This is a genomic window from Streptomyces sp. NPDC014870 (assembly GCF_043081505.1).
Lineage (GTDB): Bacteria > Actinomycetota > Actinomycetes > Streptomycetales > Streptomycetaceae > Streptomyces.
In genome coordinates, this window is the sequence record NZ_JBIBWQ010000012.1 from 129,536 (window position 1) to 147,664 (window position 18,129).

At 73.8% G+C, this 18,129-nt stretch carries 13 protein-coding genes and 1 pseudogene; 8 read left to right on the forward strand and 6 right to left on the reverse strand.

Annotated elements, in window-relative coordinates; genetic code table 11:
- Positions 1-17 precede the first annotated feature (17 nt).
- Complete coding sequence (locus ACF09C_RS30860; protein WP_392096265.1) at positions 18-818, reverse strand: hypothetical protein; 801 nt, start codon at positions 816-818, stop codon at positions 18-20.
- A gap of 122 nt (positions 819-940) precedes the next feature.
- On the opposite strand from ACF09C_RS30860, the gene ACF09C_RS30865 reads away from it, so the two are divergent.
- The 6 genes from ACF09C_RS30865 to ACF09C_RS30890 all read left to right on the forward strand — a co-directional run bounded on the left by ACF09C_RS30865 (position 941) and on the right by ACF09C_RS30890 (position 8,568).
- Positions 941-1,507 carry a hypothetical protein gene (locus ACF09C_RS30865; RefSeq protein ID WP_392096267.1) on the forward strand — a complete coding sequence of 189 codons (567 nt, stop codon included), beginning with the start codon at positions 941-943 and terminating at the stop codon, positions 1,505-1,507.
- A gap of 182 nt (positions 1,508-1,689) precedes the next feature.
- Positions 1,690-2,733 (forward strand): rod shape-determining protein, encoded by a 1,044-nt coding sequence (locus ACF09C_RS30870; protein ID WP_392096268.1) that lies wholly within the window; start codon positions 1,690-1,692, stop codon positions 2,731-2,733.
- Positions 2,734-2,769: 36 nt separating this feature from the next.
- Positions 2,770-4,389: a GAF domain-containing protein gene (locus ACF09C_RS30875; RefSeq protein WP_392096270.1), complete on the forward strand. Its 1,620-nt coding sequence runs from the start codon at positions 2,770-2,772 to the stop codon at positions 4,387-4,389.
- A 120-nt stretch (positions 4,390-4,509) separates the two neighbouring features.
- Positions 4,510-5,700, forward strand: coding sequence for a nitrate/nitrite transporter (locus ACF09C_RS30880; RefSeq protein WP_392096542.1), 1,191 nt, complete (start codon positions 4,510-4,512; stop codon positions 5,698-5,700).
- A gap of 50 nt (positions 5,701-5,750) precedes the next feature.
- Positions 5,751-7,223: an acyl-CoA synthetase gene (locus ACF09C_RS30885; RefSeq protein ID WP_392096272.1), complete on the forward strand. Its 1,473-nt coding sequence runs from the start codon at positions 5,751-5,753 to the stop codon at positions 7,221-7,223.
- The gene (locus ACF09C_RS30890; RefSeq protein ID WP_392096274.1) at positions 7,216-8,568 is read left to right on the forward strand and encodes a carboxyl transferase domain-containing protein; all 1,353 of its coding nucleotides are present in this window, start codon (positions 7,216-7,218) and stop codon (positions 8,566-8,568) included. The genes ACF09C_RS30885 and ACF09C_RS30890 overlap by 8 nt, the downstream gene beginning before the upstream one ends.
- 63 nt (positions 8,569-8,631) lie before the next feature.
- Here the strand turns inward: ACF09C_RS30890 and ACF09C_RS30895 are convergent, their stop codons facing one another.
- From ACF09C_RS30895 to ACF09C_RS30905, 3 genes are all read right to left on the reverse strand, one after another.
- Positions 8,632-12,312: a S8 family serine peptidase gene (locus tag ACF09C_RS30895; protein ID WP_392096275.1), complete on the reverse strand. Its 3,681-nt coding sequence runs from the start codon at positions 12,310-12,312 to the stop codon at positions 8,632-8,634.
- A 125-nt stretch (positions 12,313-12,437) separates the two neighbouring features.
- Positions 12,438-13,688, reverse strand: coding sequence for an MFS transporter (locus ACF09C_RS30900; RefSeq protein ID WP_392096277.1), 1,251 nt, complete (start codon positions 13,686-13,688; stop codon positions 12,438-12,440).
- Positions 13,685-14,128, reverse strand: a complete 444-nt coding sequence (locus tag ACF09C_RS30905; protein ID WP_392096279.1) for a GNAT family N-acetyltransferase — start codon at positions 14,126-14,128, stop codon at positions 13,685-13,687. The genes ACF09C_RS30900 and ACF09C_RS30905 overlap by 4 nt, the downstream gene beginning before the upstream one ends.
- A 221-nt stretch (positions 14,129-14,349) precedes the next feature.
- Here ACF09C_RS30905 and ACF09C_RS30910 point away from each other — a divergent pair, with 221 nt between their 5' ends.
- A complete protein-coding gene (locus ACF09C_RS30910) occupies positions 14,350-15,432 on the forward strand; it encodes a trypsin-like serine peptidase (RefSeq protein WP_392096281.1) in 1,083 nt (360 codons plus the stop codon).
- Between the two features lie 58 nt (positions 15,433-15,490).
- Here ACF09C_RS30910 and ACF09C_RS30915 read toward each other — a convergent pair whose 3' ends face one another.
- Both ACF09C_RS30915 and ACF09C_RS30920 read right to left on the reverse strand, forming a co-directional pair.
- Positions 15,491-15,796, reverse strand: a complete 306-nt coding sequence (locus tag ACF09C_RS30915) for a hypothetical protein (RefSeq protein ID WP_392096283.1) — start codon at positions 15,794-15,796, stop codon at positions 15,491-15,493.
- 97 nt (positions 15,797-15,893) lie between these two features.
- Positions 15,894-16,724, reverse strand: a complete 831-nt coding sequence (locus tag ACF09C_RS30920) for a tetratricopeptide repeat protein (protein ID WP_392096284.1) — start codon at positions 16,722-16,724, stop codon at positions 15,894-15,896.
- 17 nt (positions 16,725-16,741) lie between these two features.
- On the opposite strand from ACF09C_RS30920, the pseudogene ACF09C_RS30925 reads away from it, so the two are divergent.
- A pseudogene (locus ACF09C_RS30925) lies at positions 16,742-17,983 on the forward strand (MFS transporter); the annotation flags it as partial.
- Between the last annotated feature and the right edge of the window lie 146 nt (positions 17,984-18,129).

Sequence of the window (18,129 nt, forward strand, 5' to 3'; positions counted from 1 at the left end):
GCCCGCGGCGCCGGGCGCTACCAGCAGATGAAGAGCCAGCAACTCCGCGTGGGGCTCGGCGTCGGCGTCGGCGTGGTGGGCGCCGGTGAACCGGGGGTCGCCGTCGGGCTGCCGCTGGCGCCGGGCGTCGGTGTGGCACCGGGCTGGGACGCGGACGGCGAACCCGTCGGCGCCTCGCTCGTCGGACCGCCCTGACCGCCGTCCGAACCCTGGCCGGTCCCGGCCACGCTCCCCGACCCGTCGCCGTCCCCGGAGCCGGTCCCGCCTCCGGAGCCCGAGCCGCCGGAGCTCCCGCCGGGTATCCCCGTGTGCCCCTGCGCAGGCGTGCTCGCGTCCACCGGGGAGGCCGAGGCCGTCACCCGGACCGGGCCCTTGGTCCCCGTCGGCCGGACGGTCTCCGACGGCACGGGCGGGAGCGAGGTCTCCACGACCTCCTCCTCCTGGACCGCGGTGGCGGCGCCCCCTTCGTCCGGAGGGTCGAGCGCCACCTTCGTCAGGCTCAGCCCACCGACCGCGAGCAGCAGCCCGAGCGAGCCCACCAGAACGTTTCGCCCCTTGCGGCTGCGGGCCCTGCGCCCCTTGCGCGAGGCCGCCCGGCCGGATGCGGCGGGCGCCACGGCTCCCCGTCTGGTCGCACGCCGGCCTCCCGAGGCGGGGCGCGGAGGCTCGACGACGTCCAGTTCGTAGACGTGCTCGGCCTCGGCCGCGTACTCGGTCGGGCGGGGGGTCTCGTACCGCAGCTCCTCCACGGGGGTACCGCACCCCGCACAGGCGAGGGCGCCGTTGAGATGCCGTCGGCACTGATGGCAGTAGTCCATGGCTGCCGCAGAGTATGTGTCGGCAGGTCCCCACAGGTAGGCGGGAACGTGAGGATCCTGTGAGGAAACCCCAGGTCGGCGGCGTGTCGTCGCGATTCTCCCGCTTCGGGCAGGATGGTCGCATGACGTCGTCCGAGCCGTTCGGTCCCACCGAGTTCCAGCTCGTCCTGCTCCGCCGGATGGCCGACCACCAGCCGGATCTCGTCGAGGACGCCGTCCGGGCGCTCGGCGCGACGCGGACGACGATGCGCGAGGCCAACCGGCGCTGGCAGGCCTGGGCGCACGCCCGTCGCGGGCCGGGCGAGCTGGCCCGCTACCGGGCCGCGCTCGGTGAGCCCGTGGCGCGCCGCCGGGTGGAGCAGTACGACTCCGAGCTGCTCCAGTGGGAGCTGCCGCTCTGGCCCGAGCTGCGCTGGGAGGTCCTCGCGGGCCCGCTCGGCCGCCGGACCGCGCCGGACGTCTGGGGCCGCGGCCTGGTCCGCGCACCCGGCGCCCCCACCCCCGAGCTGCGCACGGAGGCGGATCTACGGCCCTGGGGCTGCACCCTCGCCGAGGTCGGCAACGCCTTCCCGCCGGCCCGGGCGCGCGACGGCAGCGCGCCGACCCGGCTGCGCCTGGACTTCACCCTCCCCGACGGCGGGCCTGGCGCCGCCGAGTTCACCTGGGGTCTGTTCCAGCGCCTGCTCTGACCCCGTGTCAGGGTCCCCGGGGCGCGCGCCGCGAGCCCGGAGGGACCGGCGGGACACCCCCTATACCCCCGGGCGGCGCATCCCAGCGCGCGCCACGCCGGAGCCGGTCGCACGATGCGAACAGAACGCCGAAACACCTCGCACCTCGCCCCGTGCCAGCACCGCACTCCGGAGGATCCGCCGTGACCGTCAGCCTTGAGCAGCTGCGTCGTTGCCATGTCGCCGTCGACCTGGGCGCCGCCCGGACCCGGGTCTTCGTCAAGGGCGCCGGGCTCGTCGTCGACGAGCCCAGTGTCGCCGCCGTGAACACCCGTACCGGCGCGCTGATCGCCGTCGGCGCGCTGGCGGAGAAGATGACCGGCCGGACCCCCGACTACATCCGGGTCGCCCGGCCCGTGTCCGGCGGCACCGTCGTCGACATCGACATGGCCCAGCGGATGCTCCGGCACCTCCTCGGCGAGAAGCTCCGCCGCCAGCTGCGCCGCAAGCCCCGGCTGCGCGCCGCCGCCTGCACCCCGCACGACAGCGACCCGCTCGCTCAGCGCGCGGCCGTGGAGACCCTCGTCGGTCTCGGCGCCCGCCGGGTCGAGCTGGTCGACACCCTGATCGCCGCGGCCGTGGGCTGCGGACTCCCCGTCGAGCAGCCCACCGCCACCATGATCATGGTCTGCGGGGCGGCCACCACCCAGGTCGCCGTGCTCTCGCTGGGGTCGATCGTGACCGCCGAGCGGATCCCGGTGGGCGGTAACGCGATCGACCACGCGGTCATCCAGCACCTGCGCCACCAGCACGAGCTGATGCTGCCCAGCCAGTCGGTCCGGCCGCTGCAACTCGCCCTCAGCGGCAACGGCCTGACCCTCCAGGGGCCGAGCTACACCGAGATCCACGGCCGGGACGTCGCCACCGGCCTCGCCCGCTCGGTGACCGTCGACACCGCCGCCGTGCGCCAGGCGATCCACACGCCGCTGACCGCCGTCCTCGACGGCATCGGCAAGATCCTGCGCGACTGCCCGCCCGACCTGGTGGCCGACCTCGCCGAGCGCGGGATCATGATGGTCGGCGGCAGCGCGCTGCTCCCCGGCCTCGACCAGATGCTGCGCGAGGCGACCGGGATGCCGGTGCACATCGCCGAACGGCCGGACGTGTGCGCGATCCTGGGGCTCGGCTCGATGCTGGAGGGCAAGATCCAGCCGATGGTCCTCGACCCGCTGGCCGAAGCGGAATGATCGTCCCGATCACCCGTTTCGTATGACAATGCTCCCATGGCACTGATGGACGAGGCCGACCGGGACGATCACGACGGCGGGGAGGCGGCGCCCCGGCTGCCGATGCTGCTCCAGGCCGTCCTGAGCGTCGGCACCGAACTCGAACTACGGGCCACGCTCCAGCACATCGTGGAGTCCGCGACCGAGCTGATCGGCGCGCGCTACGGGGCGCTCGGGGTCGTGGACCCCGAGCGCGGACGGCTCACCGAGCTGTTCACCTCCGGCATGACGGACGCCGAGCGGGAGCGGATCCCCCGTCTCCCGGACGGGCGCAGTGGTCTCCTCGGGGTGCTCATCGAGGACCCGCAGCCGCTGCGCCTGGACGATCTGACCGCCGATCCGCGCTCCGGCGGGATGCCCGAGGGCCACCCCGCGATGCACTCCTTCCTCGGGGTCCCGATCCGCGTCCACACCGAGGTGTTCGGCAATCTCTACCTCACCGAGAAGCGCGAAGGTCCCTTCACCGAGCGGGACCAGTCGATGCTGCGGGTCCTCGCCTCGCAGGCCGGGATCGCGATCGGCAACGCCCGGCTGTACGAGACCGTCCGGCAGCGCGAGCGCTGGATCGAGGGCGCCGCGGCGGTGACGACGGCGCTGCTCGCCGGGGAGCCGGCGGCCAACGCGCTGATGACCGTCGCCGAGCGGGCGCGGCTTCTCGCCGGCGCCTCGGCCGGGGTCGTCCTCCAGCCCACCGCGGAGGGCGGGATGGAGATCGTGGCGGCGTCGACCCTGGACGATCCGGGCGACCTGGTGGGGACGACGATCGCGCCCGGCTCGCCGGTCCTGGAACAACTCCTCGGCGGGGAGCCGGTGTTCGTCGACAACTCGGCGACCGACCCCCGGATGACGACCCACGTACGGTCCCGGTTCGGGCCCTCGATGATGCTGCCGCTGCAGAGCGGCGGGCGGCTCATCGGCACGCTCGCGCTCCCCCGGCGCCTCGGCGGACGCCCGTACACGGCGGTGGAGCGGCTGCTCGCCTCGCAGTTCGCCTCCCAGGCGGCCCTCGCGCTCGTCCTCGCGGACGCGCAGCACAACCGGGAGCAGCTGGCGGTCTACGAGGACCGCGACCGGATCGCCCGTGATCTGCACGATCTCGTGGTCCAGCGGCTCTTCGCGACCGAGATGATGCTGGAGTCGACGCGCCGCCGCGCGGCGGGCGGCGCGGCGGACACCACGGCGGGCGGTGCCGCCGGCGGCGCGGCGGGCGGCGCGGCGGGCGGCGACCTCGACTCCGCGGAGGACTCCACGCTGCTCGGGCGGGCGGTGGACGAGCTGGACTCCACCATCCAGGAGGTGCGCACGGCCATCTTCGCCCTCCAGCAGCCGCCCGCCGACGCGCCGACGACCTTCCGGGGCCGGGTGCTGCGCGAGACGGGCGGCGCTGCGGTGCTCCTCGGGTTCCAGCCCTCCGTGCACTTCACCGGCGCGGTCGACACGCTCGTCGAGCCCGCCGACGCCGAGCCGCTGCTCGCCGCACTGCGCGGAGCCCTCGCGGCGGCCCACCGCAGGCCGGGCGTCTCCGCGATCCGGGTCGAGGTGGCGGCGAGCCCGGAAGGACCACGTCTGACGGTGACCGACGACGGCCGCCCGCCGACCACGGTGACCTGGCCGTAGCGGTGCGTCGACCCACCCCCGTACGGCCCAGTCCGGCGGGCCCCGGTCCGCCGCGCGCACTTGACTGAGCGGGTGGACACCCTTGCGAAGCCCTCCGGCACCGCCTACCGGAACCTGGTCATGGCCACGATCGGTTTCGCGCTCACCTTCTGGGCGTGGGACCTGGTCGCGCCGCTGGCCAGTTGGTACGGGGACCGGCTGAGCCTCAGCTCCTTCGAGCAGTCGCTGCTCGTCGCCGTCCCCGTCCTGGTCGGCTCGCTTGGCCGGATCCCGGTCGGGGCGCTGACCGACCGGTACGGCGCCAAGCTGATGTTCCCGCTGGTGTCGGCGCTGACGATCGTGCCCGTCCTGCTGCTGATCCCGGCGAAGAACTCGTACGGCGCGATGCTCGCCGTCGGCTTCCTGCTCGGCCTCGGCGGCACGACCTTCGCGATCGGCATCCCGCTGGTCAACTCCTGGTTCCCGCCCGCCAAGCGGGGCCTCGCGCTGGGGATCTTCGGCATGGGCATGGGCGGTGTGGCGCTCTCGGGCTACTTCACCCCGCGCATCGCCAAGCACGGCGAGAACCTGCCGTTCGTCGTGGTCGCCGTCGCCCTCGCCGCGTACGCCGTCCTCGCCCTGTTCCTGATCACCGACCGCCCCGACCGACCGGTCCCCACGGCCTCCCTGGCGACCCGGCTCGGCAGGGCCGGGAGGCTGCGGGTGACCTGGGAACTGTCGGCGCTGTACGCGATCGGCTTCGGCGGCATCGTCGCGTTCGGTGTGTACCTGCCGACGTATCTGAAGACCTGGTACGAACTCGACCCGACCGACGCCGGGACGAAGGCCGCCGGTTTCGCCCTCGTCACCGTCCTCTTCCGGCCCATCGGCGGCTGGCTCTCGGACCGGATCCACCCGGCGCTCGTCACGGCCGCCGCGCTCGGCTTCGTCGCCCTGTTCGCCATCGTGCAGGCCTTCGACCCGCCGCTGAACCCGGGCGGGACGATCGCCCTGCTCTGCATGGCCGCCGGGCTCGGCACCGCGAGCGGCTCGGTCTTCGCCCTCGTCTCCCAGGTCACTCCGCAGCCGCAGGTCGGCAGCGTCACCGGCATCGTCGGGGCGATGGGCGGGCTCGGCGGCTTCGTGCCGCCGCTGGTGATGGGCGCCATCTACAGCGCCAAGGACTCCTACTCGATCGGCTTCATGCTCCTCTCCGACCTCGCGCTCGCGGGCTGTGTGTACGCGTACGGCCGGATGCGGACGATCACGCCCTCGGCGGAGGACGGCGGCAGCGCACCGGAGGTGAGCAAGGTCGCAGCGCCGCGCCCCTGAGACGTGGGCAGAATGCCTCTCGGCATCCCGCTACGCGAGGAGGACGACCCGTGACCGCCCTGTTCCCCGCCCTGAAGGACCCGACCGACCGGCCGGCGCTGAGCTTCGGCGCCGAGACGCTCACCTACGAGGAACTGGGCCGGGCGGCAGGCGCCTTGGCGGTACGGATCGAGGGCGCGGGACGGGTCGCCGTCTGGGCCACCCCGACGTCCCGGACGGCGGTCGGGGTGGTGGCCGCGCTCCTGGCCGGCGTTCCGGCGATTCCGGTCAACCCGCGCACCGGCGAGCGGGAGTTGGCGCACATCCTCGGCGACTCCACCCCGGGTGCCGTCCTCGCGGGCGCGGACGACGTCCTCCCCGCGGCCCTCGCCGCACTGCCCCGGGTCGACGTGGACACGCACGGGCAGGGGCCGGCCGTGGAATCCGGCGCTCCGGACGATCCCGAGTCCCCCGCCCTGATCGTCTACACCTCCGGCACCACCGGCCCGCCCAAGGGCGTCGTCCTCTCCCGCCGGGCGGTCGCCGCCTCGCTGGACGCCCTTGAGGAGGCCTGGGCGTGGACGGCGGACGACGTGCTCGTGCACGCGCTGCCGCTGTTCCACGTGCACGGACTGATACTGGGGATCCTCGGGCCGCTGCGGCGCGGCGGGTCGGTGCGCCATCTGGGCTCGTTCTCGGTCGAGGGCGTGGCCAGGGAGCTGGGCGCGGGCGGCGGCACGATGCTGTTCGGCGTACCGACGATGTACCACCGGATCGCGGACGCCCTCGACGGTGATCCGGCGCTCGTCCGGGCGCTGTCGGAGGCGCGCCTGCTCGTGTCGGGCTCGGCGGCGCTGCCGGTCCACGACCACGAGCGGATCTCGGCGGCGACCGGCCGGACGGTGGTCGAGCGGTACGGCATGACCGAGACGCTCATGAACACCGCCGTGCCCGTGGGTTCCCCGCCGCGCCCGGGATCGGTGGGGCTGCCGCTGCGGGACGTGGAGCTGAGGCTCGTGGAGGAGGACGGCACGGAGCTGGCCGCGCCGTACGACGGGGAGAGCGTCGGGGAGATCCAGGTGAAGGGCCCGAACCTGTTCAGCGCGTATCTGAACCGGCCGGACGCGACCGCCGCCGCCTTCGACGGAGGATGGTTCCGCACCGGCGACATGGCGGTCCGTGAACCCGACGGGTACGTACGGATCGTGGGCCGCAAGGCCACGGACCTGATCAAGAGCGGCGGGTACAAGATCGGCGCGGGCGAGATAGAGAACGCCCTCCTGGACCACCCGGCCGTGGCGGAGGCGGCGGTGACCGGTGAGCCGGACCCGGATCTCGGGGAGCGGATCGTGGCCTGGGTGGTGGCGGCGGACCCGGAGAAGCCGCCGACGGCCGAGGAGCTGGCGGACCATGTCGCCGGGCTCCTCGCCCCGCACAAGCGCCCGCGCACGGTCCACTTCCTCGGCGCGCTGCCCCGCAACGACATGGGCAAGCTCCTGAAGAAGGCGCTGCCCGCGGCTCTCGGGGAGTCGGGCCGTGACTGAGCGGCCCGCGGCCCGCGAGGTCGTCGCACTGGTCGCCGAGGACTTCGTCGCCCTGCCCGCGCCGGCACCGGAGGGGCCGCCGCCCGGGCCGGACGGGCCGATCGGCTGGGCCGGTTACGACGCGGCACGCGCGCGTGCGGCCGAGAGGACCGGCGAGGAGGAGTCCGTCCTCCACGGCAGGGCGACGGTCGGCGGCCGTCCGGTGGTCCTGGTGGCCTTCGAGTTCGGCTTCCTGGGCGGCTCGCTCGGGCGGGCGGCCGGTGACCGGCTCGTCGCCGCGTACGACACCGCCGTCGCGGACCGGGTCCCGCTGGTGTCGCTCGTGGCCACGGGCGGGAGCCGGATGCAGGAGGGCATGATCGCCCTGACCCAGCTGCAGCGCGTGGCCGCGGCGACGGTACGGCTGCGGCGCGCGGGCCTCCCCCATGTCACCGTGCTGCGCGACCCGTCGACCGGCGGCGGCTGGGCGACCGTCGGCGCGGGCGCGGACGTGGTCCTCGCGCTCCGCTCCGCGCAGGTGGCTTTCGCGGGCTCCCGGGTCAGGCCGCCGGACGCCGACCCGGCCGCGTACACGGCGGAGGGGCAGTACGCCCACGGGCACGTGGACGCGCTCGTCGACCCGGAGGCGCTGCGGGCGACGCTCGGCCGGTGGCTGCGGCTCCTGACCGGCGGCGACCGGCCCGACGGCACTCCCGCTCCCCCGCCCCGCGCGCTCGCCGAGGCCGCCCCGCCCGGCACCGGCTGGGAGGCCGTCGTCCGCGCCAGGGACGCGGGCCGGCCGCGCGCCGGGGCCTATCTGGACGCCTACTTCAGCACCCGGGAGACCGTGCGCGGCGACCGGGCCGGTGGCGCGGACGCCGGGGTGGAGTGCGGGTTCGGGCTGCACGAGGGCCGGACGGTCGCGTACGCGGCGCAGGACGGTTCGGCGACCCGGCCCGCGGGGTTCAGGACCGCCGCCCGGCTGATCCGGCTCGCGGACCGGCTCGGGATCCCCGTGCTCACCCTGATCGACACCCCGGGCGCCGCCAACGACGCCGAGGCGGAGCGGGCCGGGGCGGGCCCGGCCATCGCGGAGGCGTTCACCGCGGTCGCCGAGGCCCGGGTGCCGGTGACCTCGCTCCTGGTCGGCGAGGGCGGTTCGGGCGGGGCACTGGCGCTGGCCGCGCGGGACCACACCTGGACCACGCCCGACGGCTACTTCTCCGTCATCGCGCCCGAACTCGCCTCGGCCATCCTCAAGCGCTCCCCCGACCGGGCCCCGGTCACCGCCGACCAGCTCCGGCTGCGCCCGCAGGACCTGGTGGACCTGGGCGTGGTGCGCGGGATCGTGGGCAGCACGGCATGAAAAGTGCCCGGCACGGCGGGAGGCCGTGCCGGGCACCGATGTCCGGCTACCGGACGGTGGGGGCTACTTCACGCCGAGCGCACGGATGATCTCCTGCTTCACCGCGCCGCCCCGGTCGTCCGACGCGCCCGCCCGGAGCGAGACGTACGCGGCGCCGCGCGGCACCCGCAGCTCACCGGTCCAGGACGTGCCGTGCCAGGACTTCCGAAGCGTGACCTTCTGCCACGTCCTGCCGTCGTCGTAGCTGACGTCCAGCGTGCCGCCGCCGATCCGGCCGGTGCCGGTCGTCGCGCCCTCGACGTACTCGGCCGAGATCCCGACCTCCACCCGGCCGCCGCCCCTGACATCGCCGTTGAGGTCGGTGTCGACGTCGAAGCCGAGGTTGATCAGCGGGAGGAAGGTCGAGCGGTCGGCGGGGGTCTCCTTGGAGCGGAAGGTCCACTCGGCGTGGCCCTTGGTGGAGAGCCGCCAGCGCGCCGGGTCCAGGGTGGTGTCGGTGACGACCTTGTAGGTCGCCTCCTCCGCCGGGGCGTCCCACGCGTAGGCGCCGGAGCTCATCCTGCGGTCGACCCGGGTCCCGTTGACGTACACCTCGGTGAACTGGGTCATCGAGTCGTCGCTCCACACGTTGCCGAAGCCGGTGTGGTCCGGGCCCGAGTCGCCCCAGCCGGGGGTGTTGAACTGCAGGTCGTTGCCGGACCGCTGCTGGCCCCAGCCGAGGCCGGTGCCGAGCCAGGGGTGCCAGACCGGCTTGAACCACTCGCGGTGCGTGGTGGATTCGCCCCGGTAGGAGATGATCCCGGCGCGCTGTTCGAGCGAGTCACCCAGGTCGACCGACTCGTGCCAGCCCTGGCCGCGCCCGGTGGAGACGTACTCGGTGCGCTCGGCCGGGAAGGCGATGTGCTCCTTGAAGCCGAAGCCGATGGGGAAGGTGTCGGTGATCGAGTAGCGGAACTCGCCGCCGGCCTCCTTGCGGCCCGTGGGCATGTGGAACGTCGAGCGGACGGTGGCGAGTTCGTCCTCGTCGGGCCGGAAGACCAGGTCGGACGGGATCGCGCCGGGGTGTCCCTCGGAGAGGTCGTAGACGTACGGGGTGAAGCGGGTTCCGGTCAGCTCGACCGACTTCTTCCGCGCGGCGGTCTCGGCGAGCCGGGCTCCGTCGGCCGCGTTGACGGTCGCGACGGCCAGCGGCCGTGTCTCGTACGCCTCCGTGCCGAACCAGGTGTTGAGCCGGCCGGGGGCGTCGTCGGTGACGAAGAGGAAGGCGGCGCCCGCGTCCTGGGCGAGCTGCGCGACGGCGGCCGGGGTGAGCGCCCCGGCGCGGACCAGGACGGCCCTGCCCTTCACGTCCTTGCCGGCGTACTCGGCGGCCGTGCCGGTGCCGACGTCGACGAGCCCGAGCCGCCTGGTGCCCTCCAGCATGGTCGTGCCCGGCTGGACGGTGGCGCCGGAGAGCCGACGGCCGTCGGCGCTCGCCTCAAGGAGCGGCTTGCCCAGGCGCCAGACCGTCCGGTACTCGAAGGTGCCGGTGGCGGGCTTGCGCGTGGGGGCGGCGAAGATCGAGTCGTACTTGATCGGCAGCTGGACGGCCCCGCCGTAGGAGGCGCCGTTCGCCTCCCGGTCGAACTCCATCAGGAGCTGACGGGTCTCGGTCCGCTGCTCGACCTCGGCACGGATCTCCTTGAGCTGCCGTCCGTCGAGGGTGATCGCGCGGTCCCGGTCGAGGACGATCTCCGGGTCGGTGAGGAAACCGAGGCCGAGGGAGTCCTTGCCGTGGGAGCCGCGGACGTCGAGGAAGGAGGAGACGGTGTACGTGCCGGGCCGCAGGCGCAGTTCGAGCGTGCCGGACTCGCCGACGGCGGCCGGGAACGGGTCCTCGGCCGCGGCGAGACGTTGCACGCCGAGGTAGGCCGGGGTCGGGGCGCCGTCACGGTCCTTGACGTGGACGGTGAGGGTGTAGCGCTCCTCCTCCTTCACCAGGCCGAGCGCGGTGTGCGCGACGGGCACGCCCGCCGCGGAGGCGACGATCCGGCCGGAGACGTTGCCGACCGGGGCCTTGGTGCCGTCGCCGGTGACCGTGGTCGACGCGGTGCCGTGGGCGGGGACGGTGAGGGTGCCGGCGGCGAGGGTCGCGACGCCGGTGGGCATCCCCTCGACGGCGAGGTTCAGCTCGACGGCCGCGTCGGAGTGGTTGGTGTACGTGACGGTCTTGGTGACCGGCTTGTTCGCCTCGTACGGCCAGGAGAAGAAGCCCAGGTCGGCGGAGCCGGTGGCGGTGACGTCCGCGGTGATCGCGGCGGCCACGTCGACCCGGCCCGCGCCGAGCGCGTACGCGGAGTCGGCGAGCGTCTTCGACGAGGACATCAGGGCGTCCTTGAGCTGCCCGCCGGTCCAGTCGGGGTGCTGCTCGGCGAGGAGCGCGGCGACACCGGCGACGTGCGGGGTCGCCATCGACGTACCGCTCATCGCGGTGTAGAGGCCCGAGCCGGAGACCAGTTGGGAGCGGGCGGCGAGGATGTCGACGCCGGGCGCGGAGAGGTCCGGCTTGAGGGCCTGGTCGCCGAAGCGCGGTCCCTGGCTGGTGAAGTACGCGGGCTGGTCGGCGGAGTCGACGGCCCCGATGGTCAGCGCGGAGTCGGCGGCGCCGGGCGAGCCGATGGAGCCGGGGGCGCCGCTGTTGCCCGCGGCGATGACGAAGAGCGCGCCGGTCTCGGCCGACAGGGCGTTGACGGCCAGGGCCATCGGGTCGGTGCCGTCGCTGGGCTCGCGCGAACCGAGGCTCATCGAGACGATCTTGGCGTCGATGTCCTTGGCGGCCCACTCCATGCCGGCGATGATCTCGGAGTCGCTGCCGAAGCCCTCGTCGCTGAGGACCTTGCCGACGGCGAGGGTCGCGCCGGGCGCGACGCCCTGCTCCTTGTTGCCCTCGGAACCGGCCCCGCTGCCGCCGACGGTGGAGGCGACATGCGTGCCGTGGCCGTTGCGGTCGGCGACCTCCTCGCCCGCGATGAACGACTTGGACTCGCCCACCCGGTCCTTGAGGTCGGGGTGGCCGAGGTCGGCGCCGGTGTCGAGGACGGCGACCTTCACGCCCTTGCCGGTGAGCCCGGCCTCCCAGGCCTTGGGGGTGCCGATCTGGGCGTTGGACTCGGCCATGGCGGCCTCGACCCGGCCGTCCAGCCAGACCTTGCTGCCGCCGCCCGCCGCCGAGCGGGGCGCGGTCGCGGTGAACGAGCGCCAGAACGCGGCCGGGTCGGTCGCCTCGACCGCCGCGCCGCCGATGCTCGGCAGGGCGCGGACGGTCTCGGTGCCGCGCGGCGCGGCGGCGCGGGCGCCCTTGCCGTGGGTGACGATCAGCGGGAGTTCGTCGGTGATGCCCTGCTCGATGAGGCCGCTGACGTCGAAGAGCCGCTCGTCCAGGACGCCCGACTCCAGGTAGGGGCGGGCCTCGTCGGGCACGACGGTGACACGGCCGTTCGCGATCTCGCTGCGTACGGCTCCGGTGGCACCCCGCGCCCGGTCGACGGTGACGGCCTTCTTCCCGCCGCCGAGTTCGGTGACGGTGACCCGGTCGCCGGTGACGAGCGTGACGGTGGCGCTCCGTGCGGCGGCGTTCGTGAACGTGTCGGGTACGGCGGGGGCGGTGGCCGGCCCGGCGGCGGCGGTCTGCCCCGCGGCGAGCAGCACCAGGGAGATGCCGGCGGCGAGCAGCCCGGCCCTTCCTCCTGCGGAAGGTCTGATCATCGACGTGACTCCTCGACACCCGGGGGAAGGGGTGGCTCCGGGTACCGCGAGGAGTCTGTTCCGGTGGACGGCCGTTGAACACGGCGTGGCCTGGCGGCTATGTGCCGTGGCGGCCAACCGCCAGGTCAGGCAGTCGGGTTGAGCGCGTCGTAACGGCGGAAACCCTGCCCGTACAGGGCAAGTGCCCCGATCGCGAGCACACAGGCGATACCGCCCCCGGTGATGGCGACGGCCGGGGAGGTCAGATCGGCGACGGAACCGGCGAGGAAGTCACCGAGCCGGGGACCGCCCGCGACGACCACGATGAAGACGCCCTGCAGCCGGCCGCGCATCTCGTCGGGGGCGGCGACCTGCATCATCGTGTTGCGGAAGATCATGGAGACGGTGTCGGAGTACCCGGCGAGCGCCAGCAGGACAAGACCGAGCCAGAGTTCGCGGGTGAGCCCGAAGACGGCGATGGCGGTGCCCCAGCAGGCGACGGCGAGGAGGATCGCCTGGCCGTGGTGGCGGATGCGGCCCTGCCAGCCGCTGAGGACCCCGCCGAGGAGCGCCCCCGCGGCGGGCGCGGCGGCGAGCAGGCCGGTGGTGGTGGCGTCGCCGTCGTACCAGAGGACGGCGACGACGGGGAACAGGGCGCGGGGGTGGGCGAGGATCATCGCGCAGAAGTCCGAGAAGAACGTCATGCGCAGATTGGGCCGGGTGGCGAGGAAGCGCAGCCCGTCGAGGACGGACGCCCTCTTCGTACCGGTCCGTTCGGGGAGCATGGACGGCAGCCGCCACATCGCGTAGAGCGCGGCGGAGAAGGCGACGGCGTCGATGAGGTACGCGGTCTGGAATCCGCCGACGCCGACGATGAGCCCGCCGAGGCTGGGGCCGACGAGGGTGCCGAAGGTCATCGTCATCGAGTTGAGCGCGTTGGCGGCGCGCAGCTGCTCGGTGGGGAGCAGGCGCGGGATCATCGAGGTCCTGGCGGGCGAGTTGAGCGCGGCGCAGACCGACTGCAGGGCCACGATCGCGTACAGGAACCAGACCTGGTGGAAGCCGGCGAACGCGGCCGTGGCGAGGGCGGCGGAGAGCACGGCGGAGCCGGTGGCGCTGGCGAGGCCGAGCTTGCGGCGGTCGACGGTGTCGGCGATCGCACCGCCGTAGAGCCCGAAGACGATCAGCGGGACGAGCGAGAAGAGACCGACGAGACCGACGGAGAACGGCGAGCGGGTGATCTCGTACACCTGGAGGGAGACCGCGAGCGCGGTCATGCCCTGGCCGACCCAGGAGACGGTGTTGCCGAACCAGAGGCGGCGGTAGTGCGCGGAGGTACGGAGCGGGGTGAGGTCGGCGAAGACGCGGCGGCGGTCGGCCTGGTCGGTGGCGCTCACGCGAGGTCGTACCGGAGCTCGGGGCGGGCCCAGTGGATCCGTCCCGCGGGCTCGACGGTGCCACTGCGGCGGGCGCCGGTACGGAGGTAGAACTCCTCGGCGGGCGGATGCGCGACGACCCGTACGGACCCGAGCCCGGCGGCCCTGGCCTGCTCCCGCATGTGGTCCATGAGCACCCGCCCGACGCCCCGCCCCTGCGCCTCGTCGGCGACGAAGGCGAGGTCGAGCTCGGCCTCGTCGAGGAGCAGGGCGTAGAACCCGAGGACCCGGTCGTCGGCGTCGACGGCGACGAAGACGGGGTGGTGCTCGATGTAGGCCCCTCCGACGGTGTAGCCGTCGACCATGGCGGCGTAGTCACCCCGGTAGGCACCGGACTTCCGAACGAGCCGGCTGAGCCGCCGCGAGTCGTCGGCGGTGGCCCGCCGAAGGGAGAGGGACATGGAGCGAGTATAGGGGTGGGGGTGGGAGCGGGTCCTTACCGGCCCGCGCCCCGCTCTCCGGTCGCGCCGCGTTCCCGCTCGACAACACGGGCGGACGCCCCTGACAGTCGCCAGGCGATCTTCCCGTCGCCAAGACCGACCGAAATGTGTGGTGCACATGCCACGCCTGCATGGTGCGATGCCCTACGTAGATCGACAGCGACCGCCACGAAAGGGATTCCGTGCGCCTTCTCCGCTTCGCCGCAGCAACCGCTGCCGCCTCCGCACTGGCCCTCCTGGCCCCCACGACGGTCACCGCGGCCCCGGTCGTCACTGAGTCTGCCGCCGCCTTCGTCGACGACGACAAGGACGAGCTGTCCGACGATCAGATCCGCGGCTTATGGACTTCGGCACGCCTGAAGGAAGCTCTCCGTAATCCTGCCGAGCCGCCTGCCGCGCGACCCGGCCGTACGCGCAGCGCCGGAAGCGTTGCTCCTCCGCAGGATCTGATCGCTTCGGCACCTGCCCAGGGCTTCAGCGAGAGCACCCTTCCGACTCGTGCGAGCACCACGGCCGAGCCGCCCGCGGCGGTCTCGGTCTCTCAGGAAACTCCCGCCTCGCCCACCGATCGGGTTGTGGGAAAATTCTTCTTGCCCGACGGGACGCCCAGCCATTGCAGCGCCGCATCCATCTCCTCGGCCAACGAGAACACCGTCTGGACGGCCGGCCACTGCGTCCACCTCGGTGACGGCTCAGGTGACGCCGGCTGGATGAAGCACTTCCTGTACGTTCCAGGGTCACGGAACGGCAGCGAGCCTCTCGGGTCGTGGACCGGCGCGCACCGTTTCGCCCCCACGGCATGGACTCAGGACGGGGACCGCGACGAAGCCGACATGGCCGCCATCGTCCTCAACTCGCACCCCAGTCACGGCACCCTGCTGGACGCCGTCGGGGTGACGTTCGGCTATCTGTTCGCAGAGAACGCGACGGACTACGCGCAGGCGGCCACGATCGGCTATCCGATGCAGGGCTACCAGCGCGCAGATCTCGACGGCACGCGCCAGATGTACTGCATGGGGGGCACCACGGACGCAAGCCCTCTGAACCCCTTCGACGACAGGATCAAGCTGGACTGCGACATGGGGCAGGGAGCGAGTGGCGGACCGTACGCGGTCCAGGCGGGTCCGAACGATCCCCGCATCGTGGGCACGGGTAGTCACTACGAAATGGACAGGGACACCATGCAGCGTGTCAGTGATGACCTGTTCTCGTCCGAACACGGAAGCCATGCGGCCGCATTGATCAACACGGCCAACGGGGTCTGATCCCAGGATCGCCCACGGTGACGGGGCCTCCTCGGGGCGGACCCGTCACCGGTTGCGGTCAATCGACGAGGCGGTTGGGCTGCTTCTCCGGTACGACGTACTTCCGCCACTCCGCCCACATGGCTTCATAGATCTCTCGGTCGGTCATCTCGTTCACGTCAGCCGGCAGAGACTTTCCCGACTTGGACAAGGCGACCTCCCATCGCCGGACGGATTCCTCACGCGTCGAAGGAACCTCCGCGCGTGAATCCACCGATGGAGTCGCGTTCTCGCCCAGAGCCAACGTCACGCCCGCTGTCGCCGTCGCACCACAGAGGGCACCCAGCAGCGCAGCGAACGCGACGACTCCCTTCCGCACAGCCATGCCACTGAGCCTAGCCGAGCCGAAACTCGGCCGCGGTACGACTCATCGCGCGAACAGAGCCTGAAAAAGGCTCAGTTGCCCAGACGAGAGGCAGCGGTCAGAGGGTTCGGGCCTGCGCCACGGCTGTCTCCGGTGGGGTGGTCGTGCCTTGGGTGTGGGTGGCTTCGAAGGGGGTGTCGCCGAGGGTGCGGCGGGCCGCGGCTTCCGCACGGTCCACGTCCGCCCGCTCCGCCGGCGGGAGCGGTGCGCCCGTGGAGGAGCGCAGGGCGGCCGCCGTGCCCAGGAGGAGGGCCGCGGCCTCGGCGCGGCCGGTCAGGGCCGCCGCTCCCGCCAGGCCTTCCAGGGCAAGCGCCACGGCCCGTGGGTCCCCGGTCGTCAGGGCCGTCGCGTACCCCTGCTCGTGGAGGGCGAGCGCCCGCGCGCCGTCGCCCCGCAGCTCCGCCACGAAGCCCAGTTCCGCGAGGATCAGCGCGTTGGCGCCGTCGAGCCCGACGAGGCGGTGCCAGTCGAGGACCTCCCGCAGGTGCGACTCGGCCTCGTCGAGCAGGCCCTCGCGGCGCGCGCCGAGGCCCAGGCCGAGCACCGCGTTGATCTCGCCCGCCCGGAAGCCGACCTCGATCGCCTTCTCCCGGCCCGCCCGGTGGTAGGCGCGGGCCTGCTCCAGGTCGCCCATGAGGAGCGCGGTCCGGCCGAGGCCCGACAGCAGATCGGGCACCTCGGTCGTGATCCCCAAGGCCTCGGCGGTCTCCAGGCCGGCCTGCTTGAGCCGCGCGGCCCGCTCGTACGCGCCGTGCACCTCCGCCACCGTGGCCAGCGGATAGACGGACCAGAGCCCGCCCCACGCGTCGCCGAGCCGCTCGAACAGCGCGGCCGACGCGGACGCGTCCGTCTCCGCCCCGGCCAGGTCGCCCCTGAGGAGCCGCTGCACCGACCGGTCCGCCTGCGCGGCGGCTCCTGATGGCGGGCTCGGCGGGCTTCCTGCTCGCCTCGCTGCTCGCCGCGTACGCGCCGAACGCCGGGACGCTGGTCGCGGCCCGTGCCCTGCTCGGCGTGGCGGGGGCGGCCGTCCTGCCCTCGACGCTCGCGCTCATCAGCCACATGTTCGCGGACGCCCGGCAGCGGGCCACGGCGATCGCGATGTGGGTCACCGCGCTCTCCGTCGGCCTCGCGATCGGCCCGGTCGTCGGCGGTGTGCTCCTCGCGTCCTGGTGGTGGGGGTCGGTGTTCCTGATCGGGCTCCCGGTCATGCTGGTCGCGCTGGTCACGGCGCCCGTCCTGCTCCCCGAGTACCGCGATCCGCGCCCTGGCCGGCTGGACCTGGCGAGCGTGGCGCTCTTCCTGCTCGCGGTGCTGCCGCTGGTGTACGGGGTGAAGTCGCTGGCCGCGCACGGCCCGACGGCCGGGACGGGCGCCGTCTTCGCCGCCGGTGCCGTCTTCACGGCCCTCTTCGTCCGCCGGCAGAACCGGCTCGCCACCCCGCTGCTCGACCTCCGGCTCTTCCGCAGCAGGGCGTTCACCGGAGCGCTGCTCACCCTGCTGCTCGGGATGACCGCGCTCAACGGGGTGGAGTACCTGGTTCCGCAGTACCTCCAGGCGGTCGCGGGGCTCTCTCCGCTCGCGGCCGGTCTGTGGCTGCTGCCGGGGGCGGCGGGGCTGATCGCCGGCTCGCAGCTGACCCCGCCGCTGGCCCGCCGCTTCCGTCCCGCGTACGTGCTGGCCGGCGGGGTGCTGGTGTCGCTGACCGGGTACGCGGCCGTCGCCCTGGGCACCGGGGTGGCCGTGGCCTCCCTGGGTCTTGCGGTGATCATGTTCGGGGCCGCCCCGATCAGCGTCCTGGGCACGACGCTCGCGGTGGGCGCGGCTCCGCCGGAGAAGGCGGGCGCGGCGGCGGCGACCGGCCAGACGGCGTACGACCTGGGCCTGGCCCTCGGCATCGCGGTGACCGGCAGCGTGGCGGTCGCGGTCTACCGCTCGGGCATCCCGTCGGACGCCCCGGCGGCGGCGCGGGAGTCGCTGGGCGCGGCGGGGGCGCTCGGCGACGCGGGGCTCCTGGCGACGGCCAGGGAGTCGTTCACCACGGCGCTCCAGTCGGCGTCGGCGCTGAGCGCGGGCTTCGCCCTGCTGACTGCGGTCCTCGTCCTGGCCCTGCTGCGGGGTGTCCCGCGGATCTCCTCGGACGCGTCCTAGCGCCCCGATGTCGCCCGGCCGTCTTCGCCCGGCCGTGGGGGGGGGGGGGGGGGGGGCGGCGCCCCCCCCCCCCCCGGCGGGCGGCCCCCCGCCCCCGGGGGGGGGGGGCCTGTAGCCTGGCGGGGTGGGGTGGCGTGCTGGGGAGG